16 protein-coding genes and 1 pseudogene are annotated in these 18,593 nt (G+C 64.6%); all 17 read right to left on the reverse strand.

The window, feature by feature from the left end:
- Positions 1 to 6 precede the first annotated feature (6 nt).
- A complete protein-coding gene (locus tag WJ35_RS16445) occupies positions 7 to 588 on the reverse strand; it encodes a DUF937 domain-containing protein (RefSeq protein WP_045579734.1) in 582 nt (193 codons plus the stop codon).
- Positions 589 to 614: 26 nt separating this feature from the next.
- Positions 615 to 944 carry an H-NS family nucleoid-associated regulatory protein gene (locus WJ35_RS16450; RefSeq protein WP_059460901.1) on the reverse strand — a complete coding sequence of 110 codons (330 nt, stop codon included), beginning with the start codon at positions 942 to 944 and terminating at the stop codon, positions 615 to 617.
- 91 nt (positions 945 to 1,035) lie between these two features.
- A complete protein-coding gene (locus WJ35_RS31320; RefSeq protein ID WP_144410688.1) occupies positions 1,036 to 1,230 on the reverse strand; it encodes a hypothetical protein in 195 nt (64 codons plus the stop codon).
- Positions 1,227 to 1,982, reverse strand: coding sequence for a class I SAM-dependent methyltransferase (locus WJ35_RS16455; RefSeq protein WP_059669414.1), 756 nt, complete (start codon positions 1,980 to 1,982; stop codon positions 1,227 to 1,229). Before WJ35_RS16455 ends, WJ35_RS31320 begins: the two co-directional genes overlap by 4 nt.
- The gene (locus WJ35_RS16460) at positions 1,979 to 2,419 is read right to left on the reverse strand and encodes a hypothetical protein (RefSeq protein ID WP_045579969.1); all 441 of its coding nucleotides are present in this window, start codon (positions 2,417 to 2,419) and stop codon (positions 1,979 to 1,981) included. Before WJ35_RS16460 ends, WJ35_RS16455 begins: the two co-directional genes overlap by 4 nt.
- Positions 2,420 to 2,462: 43 nt before the next feature.
- The gene (locus WJ35_RS31325; RefSeq protein WP_155121930.1) at positions 2,463 to 2,699 is read right to left on the reverse strand and encodes a hypothetical protein; all 237 of its coding nucleotides are present in this window, start codon (positions 2,697 to 2,699) and stop codon (positions 2,463 to 2,465) included.
- Positions 2,700 to 2,819: 120 nt separating this feature from the next.
- Complete coding sequence (locus WJ35_RS16465) at positions 2,820 to 4,709, reverse strand: tetratricopeptide repeat protein (protein WP_069246623.1); 1,890 nt, start codon at positions 4,707 to 4,709, stop codon at positions 2,820 to 2,822.
- A gap of 23 nt (positions 4,710 to 4,732) precedes the next feature.
- A complete protein-coding gene (locus WJ35_RS16470) occupies positions 4,733 to 5,044 on the reverse strand; it encodes a hypothetical protein (RefSeq protein ID WP_059669413.1) in 312 nt (103 codons plus the stop codon).
- A gap of 37 nt (positions 5,045 to 5,081) precedes the next feature.
- A complete protein-coding gene (locus tag WJ35_RS16475) occupies positions 5,082 to 5,429 on the reverse strand; it encodes a hypothetical protein (RefSeq protein ID WP_045579737.1) in 348 nt (115 codons plus the stop codon).
- A 13-nt stretch (positions 5,430 to 5,442) separates the two neighbouring features.
- Positions 5,443 to 6,276: a peptidyl-prolyl cis-trans isomerase gene (locus WJ35_RS16480; protein WP_059460899.1), complete on the reverse strand. Its 834-nt coding sequence runs from the start codon at positions 6,274 to 6,276 to the stop codon at positions 5,443 to 5,445.
- Between the two features lie 22 nt (positions 6,277 to 6,298).
- Positions 6,299 to 7,441, reverse strand: coding sequence for a DUF2827 domain-containing protein (locus WJ35_RS16485; RefSeq protein WP_045579738.1), 1,143 nt, complete (start codon positions 7,439 to 7,441; stop codon positions 6,299 to 6,301).
- Positions 7,438 to 8,064, reverse strand: coding sequence for a hypothetical protein (locus WJ35_RS16490; RefSeq protein WP_059460898.1), 627 nt, complete (start codon positions 8,062 to 8,064; stop codon positions 7,438 to 7,440). Before WJ35_RS16490 ends, WJ35_RS16485 begins: the two co-directional genes overlap by 4 nt.
- Entirely contained in the window at positions 8,061 to 9,182 is a 1,122-nt protein-coding gene (locus tag WJ35_RS16495) for a DUF2827 domain-containing protein (protein ID WP_059460897.1), read from the reverse strand. The genes WJ35_RS16490 and WJ35_RS16495 overlap by 4 nt, the downstream gene beginning before the upstream one ends.
- Positions 9,179 to 10,312, reverse strand: a complete 1,134-nt coding sequence (locus WJ35_RS16500) for a DUF2827 domain-containing protein (RefSeq protein WP_045579740.1) — start codon at positions 10,310 to 10,312, stop codon at positions 9,179 to 9,181. The genes WJ35_RS16495 and WJ35_RS16500 overlap by 4 nt, the downstream gene beginning before the upstream one ends.
- 188 nt (positions 10,313 to 10,500) lie before the next feature.
- The gene (locus WJ35_RS16505; RefSeq protein WP_045579741.1) at positions 10,501 to 11,196 is read right to left on the reverse strand and encodes an OmpA family protein; all 696 of its coding nucleotides are present in this window, start codon (positions 11,194 to 11,196) and stop codon (positions 10,501 to 10,503) included.
- Between the two features lie 90 nt (positions 11,197 to 11,286).
- On the reverse strand, positions 11,287 to 11,805 hold the full coding sequence (locus WJ35_RS32750) for a YadA family autotransporter adhesin (RefSeq protein WP_414629669.1): 519 nt from the start codon (positions 11,803 to 11,805) through the stop codon (positions 11,287 to 11,289).
- Positions 11,806 to 18,570: pseudogene (locus WJ35_RS32755) on the reverse strand (hemagglutinin); the annotation flags it as partial.
- Positions 18,571 to 18,593 lie beyond the last annotated feature (23 nt).

Below are 18,593 nucleotides of genomic sequence, written 5' to 3' on the forward strand. Positions count from 1 at the left end.
TGGCGCTTACGTGGCACAGGCTCTTGCATCATGTGTCTTGAACGATCCCAGCCCAAGCGCGCTCCAGTACCGAAGCGAGAGCCGCTCAAACAGGGTTTCCTTGACTCCCGTGAGCACGTGTTCGACATTTGCGCTCATCAACGCCTTGTCACGCGTTGCATCGCGCTTGATCATCGCGAACATGAACGGCGCGACCATCGCCGTAAGCGTCGCGGCGCCTTGCGCCGTCAAGCCCGAGCGCTCGGCCAGCGTGTCGTGGAAACACGCGAGCCGCTCGCCGAGCAGCGTGTCCAGCTGGATCTGACCCAGCCCCACCAGCCGACGAGGGGCATCGCCGACAGAGAACAGTTCGTGCGTGCCTTGCGACAACAGGTCAGGGTCCGTCGAGGACCTCCTCAACACGCGCATGAGTGCTTCGTGTCCGTCACCTTGCAGGCCATGGTGGGCTGTAATACCCAGCAGGTTCGGCAAGACTGATTCGACGCCGGCCCGAACCGCGAAGACTGGTTCTTCCAGATAAGCCGGTACCTGTTGCTCGATGGGTTGAGCAATCAACACTTGCAATGCGTAAAGCATGTCGTTTGGCATCGTGGACCCTCCTGGTTAGAACACGCTCAGTCGACATTCGCGGGCGCGTCAGCCTGAGCGATCCGAAAATCCTCCGGATCCCGTCCTGCGATCCATCGCGGCGGCCTGCCCCGCCCCGACCACGTCAGGCCCGTCTTTGGATCGCGATAGCACGGTTCAGCCTTCCGCACCGGTCGCCCTCCGAAGGCTTCGTCTTCCTCGAGCAAATCAATATCGCTCGGGCTGATGTCGTACTCACGGATCAACCGGACAATCTGGCGTAGCACGTCCAGACGTCTCGTCGACCGGTGCCTGGCTATCTTCGCGTCCAGGCGCGCACGCCTGGCCAGAAGTTCCTTCATCGCATCGCTATCCATGTCAGCTCCTTTGATCGCCCGTCGCCCCACACGCCGGCGTGTGCGGTGTCGCGCGAGCGTCGATACGGCGGGCTGAATCAGATCCTGGCTATTACCTGGCCGTGTGCACGCGATAGTGCACGGCCTGATGCTTGGCGTGATGGCGCAGGTTCGCATACGAGGCCTGCGCGGTCACGGCACCGACGATTACGATGCTCATCATCGAGATAAACACCCCTTCATCAGCTTTTCCTGAGTCGTGGTCAAGCAAAAACGCGGTCGCTCGTGCCGCATAAAACTCTGTCATTCGGTGCCAGGCGAACCGGGCGGAAGCGTTCGCAACCGCGCACGCAGGTCCGCGATCTCCCACAACCCCAGACACCGGTCGTACTGCGCAATCGTTCCGAACTCCGGATAAGTGATCGATTCATGGCTGCCTTCGATCAGCAATGCGCGCAGCGGCGGCAGGTCATACGGCGCCATCTCCAGATTGATCGGCGTCCAACCGCCCGTCTGAATATCGCCGTTACGCGGATACGAGCGATACGTGAAGGTCGTCGTGAGGACATACTGCGCGTTCGTGCGGCACAGGTTATGCAGCGCCCGGAACACATCCGCGGGCGAGAAGTGGAACAGGCAGTCACGGCACAGGATCAGGTCAACATCCGGCAGTCGATCCTTCAATAGGTCCAAGCACACGAAGCTACGCCGCGCCGATGCATAAGCTGCCTGATTGGCGCGCACAATTTCCTCGACGATGTCCGCGCCGATGTACCTGATATCATCCAGATCGACGTGGCGCATCCAGTTGAAGTCACCGCACGGTACGTCGAGGATGGAACGTATGCCCAGACGCTGCAGCAAGCCAGGCAGCTCTCGGATGATGCGCTCGGTGTTACGCAGTTCGGAACCCCATCCCGAAACACTCTCGCTCGAGTGCCATGCTTGCTCGCGATAGATTCTAGAAAACACTTCGGCAGTCGGGTCCGACATGGTCGATACGTCCCATCGAGTCAATAAAAAGATCAGGTTGAACAGGCCCGGCGGGTCGCGCGTCACGGCCCACAGTCGTCGGTCGAGCCGCGCAGACGCGGATAGCCCGGTTGCGCTGAGTCGATCACATCGACACACCGACCGGGGGCGACCTTGCTGGTAGTGTCGAGCTGACGCAGGGTGCCGTCGGATAGCCGCACCTCGTAGTGATAGACGGGTGCTGAGCCTCCGCGCTCGAACAGGCGCGACAGATCGAAACCGAGTCCCGCTCCCAAAAAGCCACCGCTGCTGATACCGGATCCACCGAGGTAGCCGCCCCCGACTTCGGCCGTGGTGCCGCTGCCCTGTTGCGCAAAATCGACGCGCCGCACCACCCGCGCGAGGACCACTTTGGCGTCGGCCGGCAATGCGGGGGCTTCCGCATCGAGCGTGTTGCAGCCCGCCAGCACCCCCGCGATCGCCCACGCAAGGCCCATGGCCACCCCTTGTTTCATCCAGCGCATGCTGTTCTCCTTTCGCTTGAACATCGCATTGACCCGCCTGCGACTACCGCCATCGCACGGCCGCGCCGCGCGGCGATGCGACCACGCGCGGCACCGGCGGTTCGGCGCTCTGCAGCACGATCACCAGCATGGCGATCAGCCCCAGCGCGAAACCGAGTAGTACGCCCAGTCCGAGCTGGCGCGACGTCGACAAACGCCGTGCGGCCCTCACCATGCGATCGCACCAGGCGCGCGCGATGTGGCGGATATTGCCCCTTGCTCTAGAATCGCGTGCCGACATGGCATCCTCCAGCGCCACCGCCGTTGGTCGCCATCCCTGCGCATCCGAACAGACCACATCCGGAGAGCAGCAGCGCGGCAAGCGCGCCGGCGAGAGCGGCGCGCCAGGACCGGCCGTGGGTCATGTCGACTCCCTCGCGCGACGCGTCGTCGATGCGTCATTCGAATTGCCTTTCGATGTACGTTTCGGCGAGTAATCCGGCACCGGGCCGCGTTTCACCGCCAGCGCACTCAGATCCTTGACCACCTGCTCGAGCACTGGTGTCCAGTCGCCGTAGTCCGCCTGCCGATACAGCGTGACGCTCGGATACCAGGGGCTGTCGCGGCGCTCGGTCATCCACACCCAATGCGGATTGACGTCGAGCAGCACCCAGGTCGGTCGCCCCATGGCGGCAGCCAGGTGGGCCACCGATGTGCACACCGTGATCACGAGGTCAAGATTGGCAATGATCGCGGCCGTGTCGTCGAAGCTGTGCAATTCCTCGGATACGTCGACGAGCGTCATGCCGCCCGCGCGAAGCGCCGCTACGTCCTCGGCAGCGTCGAGCTGAAGGCTGAACCACTCGATCGCCTGGGCGCTTGCGAATACCTGGGCGAGCGCTTGCGGCGGCACTGAGCGCAGCGCATTGCGCTGGTGGCTGCGGCTGCCACTCCACACCAGCCCAACCTTCAAGGCCGAGCTCGCCTTCTGCAGCCGGCGGCGCCATGCGTCGAGCTTGGCGGGATTCGCGCGGAGGTAATTGGTTCGAACGGGCAACTGCTCGGGCGTGATCCCCTGCATGAACGGGATGCTCGCCAGCGGCAGATGGAAGTCCGCCCGCGGCAGCTCGGCCTGATCGTGTGGCACCACGGTGTCCACCACCCCGTGCAAACTGCGAGCCAGCAATGTCTGCAAGTGCTGGAAGCCGGAGTAGATGAGCGAGCCACCCTCGCGCTCGACCCGCTCAGCCAACGCCGGAACGAAGCGCACGAACTGGAACACATCTCCGTGGCCCTGCTCGCCCCACACGAACAGCGTCTTGCCCGCGAGCGGCTCACCCTGCCAGCGCGGCATGGGAAGGTTCGGCGCGACGTCGCGCAACTCGGGCGAGCCGGCCCATCGCGCCTCGTGGTGCAACCAGCCGTTGCTATAGTCGCCCAGCAGTAGCTCAAGCATCGCGACCGACCACATCATCGACGCGTTGCTCGGCTCGAGCGAGAGCGCACGCTGCGCGACGTGCAGCGCTGCCTGCCACTGCTGGCACTCCTTGAGCACGTACGAATATGTTTGCAGCGCGGTCGGATAGTTTGGCGCGAGCGCACAGGCGCGCTCGACCGCGACCAGCGCATCGTCGAGTTTCCCCTGTTTAAGCGCGGCGGTCGCCAGGTTGGTCCAGGCTAGCGCATTGCCCGGGTCCAAGCGCAGCGCGAGCCCCAGTTCGTGCTGGGCGCTCGCGTATGCCTTCAGCTCGAGGTGCGCCGCGCCGATATTGTTGTGCAGCATCGGCGCGTGCGGGTCGCGCTGTGCGACCTCTGCGTAGGCATCCATGGCTTGCTGATGCATGCGCGCGCGCTGATAGACGAGCCCTAGCGCGAACCAGCGCGTCGCCTCGCCGGGCTTGTGCTGACAGCGCATCAACGCAAGTCGGATCGCATTCGCGTGATGGCCAAGCTGCGACGACACCTCGATCCATTCCTGCACCCAGTCCTCGTCGAACGCATCCTCGACCGAGGCGTGCGCAAAAGCCTCGTCGGCCGCCTTTAGGTCACCCAGGCTCAACGCCACCCGCGCCCGCTCGATCTCCATCGCGCGGGTGGACGGATAGTGCACGCAGTAGACGTCAAGCAGTGCGCGTGCCTGATCGGCTCGCCCGCGCAGGCGCAGCAACTGACTCATCAGCGTATACGCCTGGGCGTCGTCGTTCCTCGGACGGTAGTGGTTCAGCGCGCGTTGCGCGCCGAGCAAATCGCCCGTCTCCAACAAGTCTTCGACCTGCGTGAGACTCTCGATCGTTTCGTGCGTTGTTACCATGCTGTGCCCCATCGTTTTGCTGATTAATTGAATTGCGAGGCGAGCACCGCGCCCATCAGCGCGCCAACCAGCCAGCCCACCGATCGCCCGAGCCACACCGCCGCGTCGACAGGGGAACTCAGCACCTCATGACGGTGCAGCCGCCTGCTCACAAGAGGTTGAGTAAAAAGCAACCCACCGGCCACCACGAACGTCACGCCAAATTGCGTCCACGCCCGCGCAATCCAGTGCCCCGCCAAGTCGTCGAGCAATCCCATGCCGACGACCACAATCGCGATGGTCAGTGCGATACCGATCAACGTATTACCCACGAACCTGTCCGTGTAATCCGTCACAGTGCCCCTCCTTTGCGCTCTTCCTTGCGCCTCATGCTCATGGCAACGGCGAGCCCCACCACAGCACAAAGGCGTTGCCCATCAACAAACCCGCCACGATGCCCACCACGCGCCCCTGCCGGGCAGCCCGTCGCGCCCCGCTATCACGGTGCAGCCACGAGCGCTTCCGAGTTCGGTATGCCAACCCGGTCGCCATCGCATACACGAGTGTCACGAACGCAACGGTCACCACCGTCGTAAGCGCAAGTCGCTGCCATCCCGAGATACGGTTCATCGTCGGCCACACCATCTCCAACAGACCCACCATCATCGTCATCGCGCACGTCATCGCGCCTGCACCAAACACGTTGGCCACAAAGCGGTCGGTGCTATCAAACGACCTCACCCCGCCTCCTTAATCACCGGACGATCCGGGCGTGCTCGGCGAGTCCCGCCACGAGCCGCTCGAAGGCTGCATTGCGGCCCCGGGCTTCGAGGAACTTCCGCACGCCGGGCGCCGCCACGTCGTAGCTCGGTGTCTGCGTCGGTCGGCTTGCTTCGAGCTTGACGATCACGAACTGCCCTGCCACTGCGATCGGCGTCGAGCTCACGTGGCCTGGCTGCAGGCGAGCGATTTCCTGCGCGATCGGCAGCGCCACCCCCATCGTTTTCCCCTCGGCGGGCGGCGTCTTAAAGCTCACCCAGGGCAACGCTCCGCCAGCCTCGCGCGTGCTATCCATGCTGGTCTCGCGCGCCACCTCGTCAAACGCGACCCCGGCTTTCAGCTTCTCGAGCACACCGGCGGCGCTCGCCGCATCCCGCACCGCGATGATCCGCGTCTGATACTCGCGCGGGCCTTGCTCCGCGACCATCGCGTCGTAGGCCGACTTGACCTGTGCATCCGTGACGGCTGGCACCTGCAGATGGCGCTCCAGGTACAGCCGGTTCTCGGCGTTCACGCGCGTCGTTCCCGTCAACCCCGCGACCGTCGGCGCACGGTCCAGGCCTTCGCCAAGCGCCGCCTGCCGAACCAGTTCGCGCCCGATGAGCCCGCGCACGGCAACCTCGCGCATTTCTGGACTGTCGGGCAAGTGCGTCTTGGCCAGCACGTCGTCCACCTCGCCGCGCACGATCGGCACGTCGTTCACCAGCGCGACCGTGCCCGTCGGCAATGCCACCTGCGCCGACGCGGATGATTCCGCGGCGCGCCCCATTGCGGCGGCCAGACACCCCACCAGCATCCAGCCGGCCATGTACGCTCTGTGTTTCATTGATTTATCCCCTGAATAAGCCTGCGAGTAACTGATCGTATTGCGCGACCACCTTCGGGTTCGTGGCCAAGAAACCGCCGATCACCTCGCGCTGGCGGGTGCGGTAGTCCTGCCACTGCTCGTCGTGGCGCGTGAGCGCCGTGACCAACTGCCGTGCGCCGGCCTCCACGTCGTTGCCCTGGTAGAAGTACCCCAGTCCCGCGCACAGCTGCGCGTTGTGCACGAGCGCGTAGCCGTTCCAGCACACGTCGAAGTAGTAGTAGTTCAGCGCGAGGCCCCACTGGTGCGAGATCACAACGTCGGTCAGCTCGCTCAGAAACTGGGGCGTCTCATAGCGGCCGACGAAGCTCGCCTTGTGCTCGCGCACCAGATCCAGGTACTGCATCACGCCGATGAACTCAGGGCTGCCGAGCGCCAGCCAGTCGGCATTGGTCACGTGCACGTGCGCGATCTGCGCGCCAACGCGCCGGTACGCTTGCTCCGCGATCAACAGCGGGTACAGGCAGAATTTCATCACATCGATGTTTGGCTCCATAATCGACAGCCGCTTCGGTCCAGCATGGGGTCGGTATTGCCCCCCGTTCGGCAGGTTCACGGTGCGTGCATCCAGACACATCGGGTCCCATACGAACGGCACCTGGTGCACCGGCTTGCGCCGCAGCGTCTGGAAAAAGTGGGCGCTTGTCTCCATCACCTGAGGGATCACCCACACCTGGTCGTAGCACTGGTTGATGAAGACCTGATCGGTCATGCGGCGCCTGAAGATCATCGCCTCCATCATCTGCACGTACTCAGGTCCGCAGCAGTAGCTCACTACCCGTGCGCCGCGAGACTGCAGGTACTTGCACTGCGCTTCGTTGATCTGCCCGCCCAGCTCGACGAGCACGTCCAGATCGTCCTTGGCCGCCTCGAACGGCTTGACCGGGAACTGCGTCAGATCCCACGGCAGCTGCGGCGTGATCGCCACCTGCGTGGTGTTCACCAGACACACCGCATGCTTGAGCGGCGAGTGCTGGAACACACGCATCAGGTACAGCGCGTTCTGCTTAATGCCGTTGACCCACAGGCTTTCGGCTTCGTTGTGCAGTCCGATCGTGATACCGATGCGCAAGGCACGCGGGTGTTGTCGTTGTTGTTGACCATTCATCGCGAGACACCCCAGGAAAATTGAACTTGGCGCCGCACGATCACACACGACGGCGGTGCCTCGACGAGGGTCACTGTTTCGCGCGAATGGTGCGGATCCACATACACCGTCACGCCGCGCACCAGTGCGGCGGCCTGATATCCGGTCAACTCCGCACGTGCCACCTCGCGGCACGCAAGCGGCGCACTCGAGATGCGTTCGGCAAGGATCGTGCAGCCGCCTTGCAAGGCGGGCGAAGTCGTCAGCGACAGGATCGCTGACGACTCCCGGTACTCGATACCCGATAACGAAAAAAACGGCGCCCCGTCCGGATTGCTGCGGTCCCAGTCGAGAACCACGTCCTGACGCTGTGCGTTGACAAAGGCGCGGCTCGCCACCGCGTCGATCGCGCCCGCGCAGCGCCGGATGCCGATTGCGTGCGCCGCGCGCCCCAGCACCGTCGCCGGCGTGGTCGCGACGCTCGTGGGCGGCGTTGGTGTTGGCGTAGGCGTCGCCGCACCGTCGCCAGCCAGACCCTGCGCATGGGCGAGCACGCTCGCCGCGACCGCCGCGCTCACCAGCGATGCCCTGATGGCCGGCCCGACACCCCGCACGAGCCCGTGTCGTTTCATCGCGGTACTCATTCGTATAACTCGGCAATGGCCGCCCCGTATTGAGCGACGTTGCTTTCAGCGAGCGGGTCCAGTGTCGCGAGAAACTGGCGCGCCTCATCTCGATACCGGACGAGGTCCACATCGTGTTCGGCAAACGCACGCCGCAGCGCGAGCGCTCCATCTTCGCAGTCGAAATCGGCGTAGCGGTAGCCACACCCGCTCAGGAACGCCGAGTTGTGGATCAGCGCATAGCCGCCGTACAGCGCCTCGTAGTACACATAGTTTTGGGCGTTCTCCCAGTGGTGCGCGACGATCGCGTCGGCCTGCCGGTTTAGGATCTCGTAGATCGGCACGCGCGGCTCGAACGTCGCGCGGCCGTGATTGACCAAGTCCAGGCTGCGTGCGAATCCCGCGAACTGCGCGTCGTCCTTCAGGTGCAATGTGTTGAACACGCGCAGGTGCTCGATGAACGACGGATCCTGGCGATGCGCGAGATCCGCGAGCAGCATCGGCACGTGCGATGTCTTGACCATGCAGATGTTCGGCTCCAGAATCGCAAGCCGCCAGCGCGCGCGCCCGGGCGCATAGCCGAAGCCTTCATTACCCGACGATGCGAGCGTGCGCTCGAGCAGCGCCGGGCTCCAGAGGTGTTGCATCGCTCGCACCGGCGCGCGCAGCGCTGCCCCGTAATACGAGGCACAGCTGCGCTCGAACGCCGGCAGCGTCCAGATCGCGCTGTATGGCGTGCCCGAGGCGAGCATGCCGTGCGGCAGGTCGAACATCATCCGCTCGATGTCGATCACATAATCGTTGGCAACGCGCATGCCGATCACATGGCCACCGCGTGCGCAAAAAGCGCGTGCCCAATCCGGATTCAGTTGCGCGGACAGTTCGATGACCACGTCGAGTTCCATGCGCGCGGTTTCCAGGTCGATCACTGGCGCGGGCGAATGCTCCAGAAAAGCCTGGGCCTCGTGGGGCTCGCCGTCGCCGCCATTGACCAGCACCACCGAGTCAATGAGCGGCGAGCGCTGCAGCAGTTGTGCGAGGAAATAGCAGTTCTGGAAGATGCCGTTTTCCCAGATCGACTGGTGGCCTTTGCGCAAAAAAATCGTCACCCCAATCTTCAGTCGTTTGGTCACGCTCATCGTGCGCCCTCCTGGGCTGTCCGCCCCACCAGGTGCAGCAGGCATTGCGCATAGGCGATACGGTTCGCGCGCGTCTGGCTGGACAGCGCGGAGAGAAACGCGCGCGATCGGTGCCGATAATGGCTAAGTTGGTCGTCGTGATCGCTCGCCGCGCTCACCAGCTGCGACGCGCCTTGCTCGATATCCGAGTCCGGGTAGTAGTAGCCCAGCTCTGCAATCCACGGCGCGTTGTGAATCAACGGATAGTCGCCATACAGCGCGTCCAGATACAAAATGTTCTGGTCGTTATGCCATTGGTGGCTCACGACCGCGTTGGCGAACTGGCTCATGTAACCTACAAAATCGTGTCGTTGGTCCAGTTGAAGTTTGTTGTCGCGGGCAAGCTCCAGCGAGCGAGTGAGAAATTCGAAGGTCGGATGACGCTGCATCTGCACGCTATTGAGCACGTGCACGCGCGACACCGACTCAGGCTCAGCCCGGGCGGCGGCCTCGCACACCAGCAGTGGGATCGCGCAGTTCTTGACCACCGAAATGTTCGGCTCAAAGATCGCCACCCGCAGGCCGCGTTCGTGCTCCTGCCGCGCCTGATAGCCGAAGTGCAGGCCCGCGCGCTCGATCTCGGCGGCCCGTTGTTCGACGAATACCGGATCCCACAGATACGGCACTTCGATCACCGGGCAGCGGTGCAACGTGCGCAGCATCGGCGCGAAATCCCGGTCCTTCGACAGGATCCAGATCGCGTCGCACCGGTTCGCGCGCGTGAAATAACCCGAGCGCTTGAAAACTGACGGCTCGATCAGTCCGACGTACGGCTGGCCGCAGCAGAAGAACACCACGCGCTTGCCGCGTGCGCGCAGATAGTCCAGCCACTCAACGTCCAGGCCGCCGCCCATCTCGATGGCCACGTCGATGCACTCCGTCGCCTCGCGCATCGGTATCAGCCGAAGCGGCTGGCCACCGTCTTGCGCGTTGGCCGCCACACTCGTCTGGTCACCGCAGTTGAGCAGCACTACGTCCGTCACAAACGGCAGCGCCCTCAAGAGCCGCGCCAGGAAGAAAACATTCTGGCCGAGCCCGTTCTCCCAAATGTTCTGACCTGCATGGGTCAGTATGGATATGCCGATTCGCATCGCCTGTTATCGCCTCGTGATCATGCTCGATTGCCCGGCGGTGGTCCGCCGTGATTCCCCGTTTTCCCCGTAAAAAGGAGGAGAGAGCCGAGCATGGCCAACCCTCTCCCCAAAAGCGGCAACCGCAGAACGCGTGGATTAACGGGGGAGTAATCCAGCGCACGAGGACGCGGTTGCCCAGGCCACTCTTAGCGTTGATCCAACTGAATCTCCACGCGTCGGTTCTTCGCACGCCCCTCGACCGTGTCATTCGAGGCCACCGGGTCGGCCTTGCCGTAGCCGTGTGCGGCGTACCGCTGTGCCTGCAGGCCGTGATCACGCAGATAGGCCGCCACCGTCTCCGCCCGGTGCTGCGACAGGTTCAGGTTGTAGGCGTCGGAGCCGCGCGAGTCCGTGTAGCCCTTGACCGTCACCAGCGCGAACGTCGCGCCGCTCGCGTCCGACACGAGTTTGTCCAGCTTCGCGCGCGCTTCCGGACGCAACGTCCACTTCGCGGTATCGAAGTTCGCGTCGCCGCCGAGCACCACCTTCGCCGGCGGCGGTGGCGGAGGAGGCGGCACCGGCACCGGAACCGGGGCCACCACCGGCGGCGGCGCCGACGGCACGCCGCACTGGAATGTCAGGATCCGCGTGTTGGGCTTTCCGTCCGACGTCGAGCCCAGCGGCGCAGCGTCCTCGAGCGCGCGCACCGGTTGATTGCCGCAGATCTCCTCGGCCTTCTTGTGGCAAGTGCCCTGCCCCTCGAAGATGCCGTAGCAATCCACCCGGTAAGCCTGCTCGCCGTTGGCCAGCCGCAGCGAGTACGCGTTGAAGGTCGGCCCCGACGCGGAACAGCCCGCAAGCACGGCCGCGCTCAGTAAAACCACTTTTGTTCTTTGCAACATGTCGTACCTCGTCTTCTGTTTGATAGCCAATTGCAATGGCAGAAGGTGCCTAGCGCGCCCGGCCCCGAAGGACCGGGCGCGTTCAGCCGATTACCACTGGTAGCCGATACCCACCCCGAAGGTCGTGCCGGAGCCGCTCAAGCTCGCCCCGCCACGCAACTTCAGGTTGTCGGTCAACCGAGCCGTGAACCCGATCGCCGCCGCGGCATACCCTTGATAACTGCCGCTACCGATACCGATCATGAACGACTTGCCCAGATCCACGTCCGGGATCATGGTCAGCGCCACCGCACCTGCCACGCCCGAGTAGGCCTTGCGGGCCACCGAGCCGATGTCGTTACGCACTGAGTTCAGCTGCGACATGTTCACGCCGTCGGTCGGGTTCACACCCGGGGCCACGTTCGTGAGACGCCGCTCGTTGCCGGCCGAACCCAGCGACACCGTGTTGGCTTCGCTAGCCACGGAACCAGAGCCGAGCGCGACGGAGTTCGGCGCGGACGCTGTGGCGTTCTGGCCGAGCGCTACACTACCCACGCCTGTACCCAGTGCATTCGCACCGATCACCGTGGCGCCGTTGGCGGACGCATTCGCACCGTGACCGACCGCCAGGCTGTCGGTACCCGATGCGCTGGCAGCTACCCCAGCGGCCAGCGCGTTCACACCCGTCGCGCCGTCGTTGTTGTAGTTCGCCTGCTGCACGCCGTTGTCGTTCACGCCGTAGTAGTGCGTCTTGCTCGACGAAATCACCGTCGACAGCGACACAAAGCCCGTCGACGTCGAAGTCGACAGCGAAGACACCGTGCTGTTGGTCGTCGACAAGCCCGTGGAGAGCGAGCTCACACCGGTCGACAGCGAGCTGGTCGTCGTCGACGTCGAGGTCGACAGCGACGCCACCGCGCTGGTGCTGGTGCTGAACGTGGTCGACAGCGACGCAACCGTGCTGTTGGTCGTCGACAGGCCGGTGGACAGCGAGCCGATGCCGGTCGAAGTCGACGTGGACAGCGAGGACACGTTGCTGTTGGTGGTAGACAGCCCCGTCGACAGCGAGCTGACGCCCGTGGACAGCGAACTGACCGTCGTCGAGGTCGACGTCGACAGCGAGGACACCGTGCTGTTGGTCGTCGACAGTCCCGTCGACAGCGAGCTGATGCCCGTGGACAGCGAACTGACGCTGGTCGAAGTGGACGTCGAAAGACTGCCGATCGCCTCGTTCGTCGCGTACAGCTGGCTTCCGTTGATGGCATCCGTGCTGGTTGCGCTCACCCGGCCGGCCGCCACGTTGGTGATCTGACGCTCCGCACCCGGCGCGCCGACGCTCACCACGCTCGTCGGGCTGGTGCCGGCGTAGCTGTAGGTCACGCCACCGATCGTGCCGGTTGCGGTCGGATTGGCCACCGCCGTGACCGACCCGGCACCCAGCGCCACCGCACCTGCCAGCGACGCATTCGCACCGTTGCCGATCGCTACGCTATCCGCACCCGAGGCCGAGGCATTGGTGCCCGCGGCCAGCGCGTTCAGACCCGTCGCGCCATCATTGGCGTAGTTACCTTGCTGCACGCCGTTGTCGTTCACGCTGTAGTAGTGCGTCTTGCTCGTCGACACCACCGTGCTCAACTGCGACACGTTGACTGCGTCCGTGCCCGCCGTACCGGCCGCCACGTTGTGAATCTGCGTCGGCGTGCCACCCGGGTTGAGCGTCACACTGTTGTAGTTCACTGTGCCGTCCGGGTTGGTGTCGTACTTCACCGTCTGGCTACCCAGCGTGCTGACCGTGGTCGAAACCGACGCGATACCCGTCGAGCTCGATGTGGACAGCGAGGACACGTTGCTGTTGGTGGTCGACAGACCCGTGGACAGCGATGCGACATTGCTGTTGGTCGTGGACAGACCGGTCGACAGCGAGGCCACATTGCTGTTGGTCGTGGACAGACCAGTCGACAGAGACGCCACATTGCTATTGGTGGTGGACAGGCCTGTCGAGAGCGAGCTCACACCCGTGGACAGCGAGCTGGCCGTCGTCGACGCGGAAGTCGACAGCGAAGTGACCGTGCTGTTGGTGGTGGACAAGCCCGTCGAGAGCGAGCTGGCCGTCGTCGATGTCGAGGTCGACAGCGACGCCACATTGCTGTTCGTCGTGCTCAGACCCGTGGACAGCGAGCTGGCCGTCGTCGACGTCGAGGTCGACAGCGACGCCACATTGCTGTTCGTCGTCGACAGCCCAGTGGACAGCGAGCTGATGCCCGTCGAGGCCGAAGTGGACAGGCTGCCGATCGCCGTGTTGGTCGCGAACAGCTGCGAACCATTGATGGCATCGGTGCTCGTCGCACTGACCTGACCCGCGGCCAAGTTGGTGATCTGGCGTTCCGCGCCCGGCGCACCCACGCTCACCACGCTCGTCGGCGTAGCGCCTGCGAATGTGTAGGCCGTGCCGCCAATCGTGGTACCCGCCGTCGGCACCGGTGCCGCCGTGACGGAGCCCGAACCCAGCGCCACGTCGTTGGCGTTGGTTGCCACCGCGCTTTGTCCCAGTGCCACGGCCCCGGCTTGACCAGCCACCGAGGTATTGCCCAGTGCCACTGCCCCATCGCCATTGGCCTGGTTCAGGTTACCAACCGCCACTGCACCGTTGCCCAACGCCCTGTTGTTGGCACCTGCCGCGAACGCACCCGTTCCGACTGCCACGTTCGGGTCACCGATGGCCACCGCACCGTCGCCGCTCGCGGTGTTGCCCACCCCGATCGACACGGCCTTGCCACCCATCGCGGTCGCATTGTTGCCGACAGCAACGGCGCCACCAGAACTGGCGTACGCGCCATCGCCGACTGCAACGCTGCTGGTACCGGACGCCGAGGCGTTGGTTCCCGCAGCCAGCGCGTTGACACCGGTGGCGCCATCGTTGTTGTAGTTCGCTTGCTGCACGCCGTTGTCGTTGACGCTGTAGTAATGCGTCTTGTTGGCTGCTACCACCGTGCTCAGTTGCGACACGTTGACGGCGTCCGTAGCGGCGGTGCCTGCTTCGACGTTGTGGATCTGCGCAGCGGTCCCACCCGGGTTGAGCGTCACGCTGTTGTAGTTCACCGTGCCGTCGGGGTTCTTGTCGTACTTAACCGCCTCATTCGACAGCGTTGACAGACCCGTCGAGAGTGAGCTCACGCCGGTCGACAGCGAGCTAGCCGTGGTCGACGTGGAGGTCGACAGTGACGCCACATTGCTGTTCGTCGTCGAGAGGCCCGTCGAGAGCGAACTCACGCCGGTCGACAGCGAGCTGGCCGTCGTCGACGTGGAAGTCGACAGCGACGCAACGTTGCTGTTTGTCGTCGAGAGGCCCGTCGAGAGCGAACTCACCCCAGTCGACAGCGAGCTGGCCGTCGTCGACGTGGAGGTCGACAGCGACGCCACATTGCTGTTCGTCGTGGAGAGGCCCGTCGAGAGCGAGCTCACGCCAGTCGACAGCGAGCTAGCCGTGGTCGACGTCGAGGTCGACAGTGACGCGACATTGCTGTTCGTCGTCGAGAGGCCCGTGGAGAGCGAACTCACCCCAGTCGACAGCGAGCTGGCCGTCGTCGACGTGGAAGTCGACAGCGACGCCACATTGCTGTTCGTCGTGGAGAGGCCCGTCGAGAGCGAGCTCACGCCGGTCGACAGCGAGCTGGCCGTGGTCGACGTCGAGGTCGACAGCGACGCCACATTGCTGTTCGTCGTGGAGAGGCCCGTCGAGAGCGAGCTCACGCCAGTCGACAGCGAGCTAGCCGTGGTCGACGTCGAGGTCGACAGTGACGCGACATTGCTGTTCGTCGTCGAGAGGCCCGTGGAGAGCGAACTCACCCCAGTCGACAGCGAGCTGGCCGTCGTCGACGTGGAAGTCGACAGCGACGCCACATTGCTGTTCGTCGTGGAGAGGCCCGTCGAGAGCGAGCTCACGCCGGTCGACAACGAGCTGGCCGTCGTCGACGTCGAGGTCGACAGCGACGCGACATTGCTGTTCGTCGTGGAGAGGCCCGTCGAGAGCGAGCTCACGCCGGTCGACAGCGAGCTGGCCGTCGTCGACGTCGAGGTCGACAGCGACGCCACATTGCTGTTCGTCGTGGAGAGGCCCGTCGAGAGCGAGCTCACGCCGGTCGACAGCGAGCTAGCCGTCGTCGACGTCGAGGTCGACAGCGAGGCGACGTTGCTGTTCGTCGTCGAGAGGCCCGTCGAGAGCGAACTCACCCCAGTCGACAGCGAGCTGGCCGTCGTCGATGTGGAAGTCGACAGCGACGCCACATTGCTGTTCGTCGTCGAGAGGCCCGTCGAGAGCGAACTCACGCCGGTCGACAGCGAGCTGGCCGTCGTCGACGTGGAAGTCGACAGCGACGCAACATTGCTGTTCGTCGTCGAGAGGCCCGTCGAGAGCGAGCTCACGCCGGTCGACAGCGAGCTGGCCGTCGTCGACGTCGAGGTCGACAGCGACGCAACGTTGCTGTTTGTCGTGGAGACGCCCGTCGAGAGCGAGCTCACGCCAGTCGACAGTGACGCCACATTACTGTTCGTCGTGGAGAGGCCCGTCGAGAGCGAACTCACGCCGGTCGACAGCGAGCTGGCCGTCGTCGATGTGGAAGTCGACAGCGACGCCACATTGCTGTTCGTCGTCGAGAGGCCCGTCGAGAGCGAGCTCACGCCAGTCGACAGCGAGCTGGCCGTCGTCGACGTCGAGGTCGACAGCGATGCAATACCACTAGTGAGCGTGCTGGTTCCCGTCGACAGCGACGCGACCGTGCTGTTGGTGGTTGACAAGCCGGTCGACAGCGAACTGATCCCCGTAGAGGTCGAGGTAGACAGGCTACCGACCGCCTGGTCCGTCGCGAACAGCTGGCTGCCATTGACCGCATCGGTACTCGTCGCGCTCAGCTGACCCGCTGCCACGTTGGTGATTTGACGCTCCGCGCCCGGCGCACCCACGCTGACCACGCTCGTCGGTGCGGTGCCAGCAACCGCATATGACTGACCCGCGATCGTCGCGCTACTCACAGGGTTTGCCACACCAGTGACCGAGCCGGAACCCAACGCGACGTCATTGGTATTGGTCGCTACTGCGCCCTGACCCAATGCCACCGCGCCAGCCTGCGCCGCGGTCGAGGTGTTGCCCAGCGCCACCGATCCGTTGCCATTCGCCGTATTCTGGAAGCCCAGTGCCACTGTGCCGCTTCCGTTTGCCGTGCCGTTCACACCCAGAGCAATCGCCCCTGCGCCGATAGCGACGTTCGGGTCGCCGATGGCCACTGCCCCATCGCCGCTTGCAGTATTGCCCACGCCGATCGATACCGCCTTGCCACCGGTAGCCACCGCGCTATTGCCCACCGCCACGGCGCCATCGGAGCTGGCCGTTGCGCCAGCGCCCACCGCGACGCTGTTCGCGCCCGAACCTACTGAATTGATACCTGCTGCGAGTGCGCCTACGCCCGTCGCGCCGTCATTGGCGTAGTTGCCTTGCTGCACGCCGTTGTCGTTCACGCTGTAGTAGTGCGTCTTGCTCGTCGACACCACCGTGCTCAGCTGCGACACGTTGACCGCATCCGTGCCCGCCGTACCCGCCGCCACGTTGTGAATCTGCGTCGACGTGCCACCCGGGTTGAGCGTCACGCTGTTGTAGTTCACCGTGCCATCGGGGTTCTTGTCGTACTTAACCGCCTCATTCGACAACGTTGACAGGCCCGTCGAGAGCGAACTCACCCCAGTCGACAGCGAGCTGGCCGTCGTCGACGTGGAAGTCGACAGCGACGCCACGTTGCTGTTTGTCGTCGAGAGGCCCGTCGAGAGCGAACTCACCCCAGTCGACAGCGAGCTGGCCGTCGTCGACGTCGAGGTCGACAGCGACGCCACATTGCTGTTCGTCGTGGAGAGGCCCGTCGAGAGCGAGCTCACGCCGGTCGACAGCGAGCTAGCCGTCGTCGACGTCGAGGTCGACAGCGAGGCGACGTTGCTGTTCGTCGTCGAGAGGCCCGTCGAGAGCGAACTCACCCCAGTCGACAGCGAGCTGGCCGTCGTCGACGTCGAGGTCGACAGCGAGGCGACGTTGCTGTTCGTCGTGGAGAGGCCCGTCGAGAGCGAGCTCACGCCGGTCGACAGCGAGCTGGCCGTCGTCGACGTCGAGGTCGACAACGACGCAACGTTGCTGTTCGTCGTGGAGAGGCCCGTCGAGAGCGAGCTCACGCCAGTCGACAGCGAGCTGGCCGTGGTCGACGTGGAGGTCGACAGCGACGCCACATTGCTGTTCGTCGTCGAGAGGCCCGTGGAGAGCGAACTCACGCCGGTCGACAGCGAGCTGGCCGTCGTCGACGTCGAGGTCGACAACGACGCCACGTTGCTGTTTGTCGTGGAGAGGCCCGTGGAGAGCGAACTCACGCCGGTCGACAGCGAGCTGGCCGTCGTCGACGTGGAAGTCGACAGCGACGCCACATTGCTGTTCGTCGTGGAGAGGCCCGTGGAGAGCGAGCTCACGCCGGTCGACAGCGAGCTGGCCGTCGTCGACGTCGAGGTCGACAGCGACGCAACGTTGCTGTTTGTCGTGGAGACGCCCGTCGAGAGCGAGCTCACGCCGGTCGACAGCGAGCTGGCCGTCGTCGACGTCGAGGTCGACAGCGATGCAATACCACTAGTGAGCGTGCTGGTTCCCGTCGACAGCGACGCGACCGTGCTGTTGGTGGTTGACAAGCCGGTCGACAGCGAACTGATCCCCGTAGAGGTCGAGGTAGACAGGCTACCGACCGCCTGGTCCGTCGCGAACAGCTGGCTGCCATTGACCGCATCGGTACTCGTCGCGCTCAGCTGACCCGCTGCCACGTTGGTGATTTGACGCTCCGCGCCCGGCGCACCCACGCTGACCACGCTCGTCGGTGCGGTGCCAGCAACCGCATATGACTGACCCGCGATCGTCGCGCTACTCACAGGGTTTGCCACACCAGTGACCGAGCCGGAACCCAATGCGACGTCATTGGTATTGGTCGCTACTGCGCCCTGACCCAATGCCACCGCGCCAGCCTGCGCCGCGGTCGAGGTGTTGCCCAGCGCCACCGATCCGTTGCCATTCGCCGTATTCTGGAAGCCCAGTGCCACTGCGCCGCTTCCGTTTGCCGTGCCGTTCACACCCAGAGCAATCGCCCCTGCGCCGATAGCGACGTTCGGGTCGCCGATGGCCACTGCCCCATCGCCGCTTGCAGTATTGCCCACGCCGATCGATACCGCCTTGCCACCGGTAGCCACCGCGCTATTGCCCACCGCCACGGCGCCATCGGAGCTGGCCGTTGCGCCAGCGCCCACCGCGACGCTGTTCGCGCCCGAACCTACTGAATTGATACCTGCTGCGAGTGCGCCTACGCCCGTCGCGCCGTCATTGGCGTAGTTGCCTTGCTGCACGCCGT

The organism is Burkholderia ubonensis (genome assembly GCF_001718695.1).
GTDB lineage: Bacteria > Pseudomonadota > Gammaproteobacteria > Burkholderiales > Burkholderiaceae > Burkholderia > Burkholderia ubonensis_B.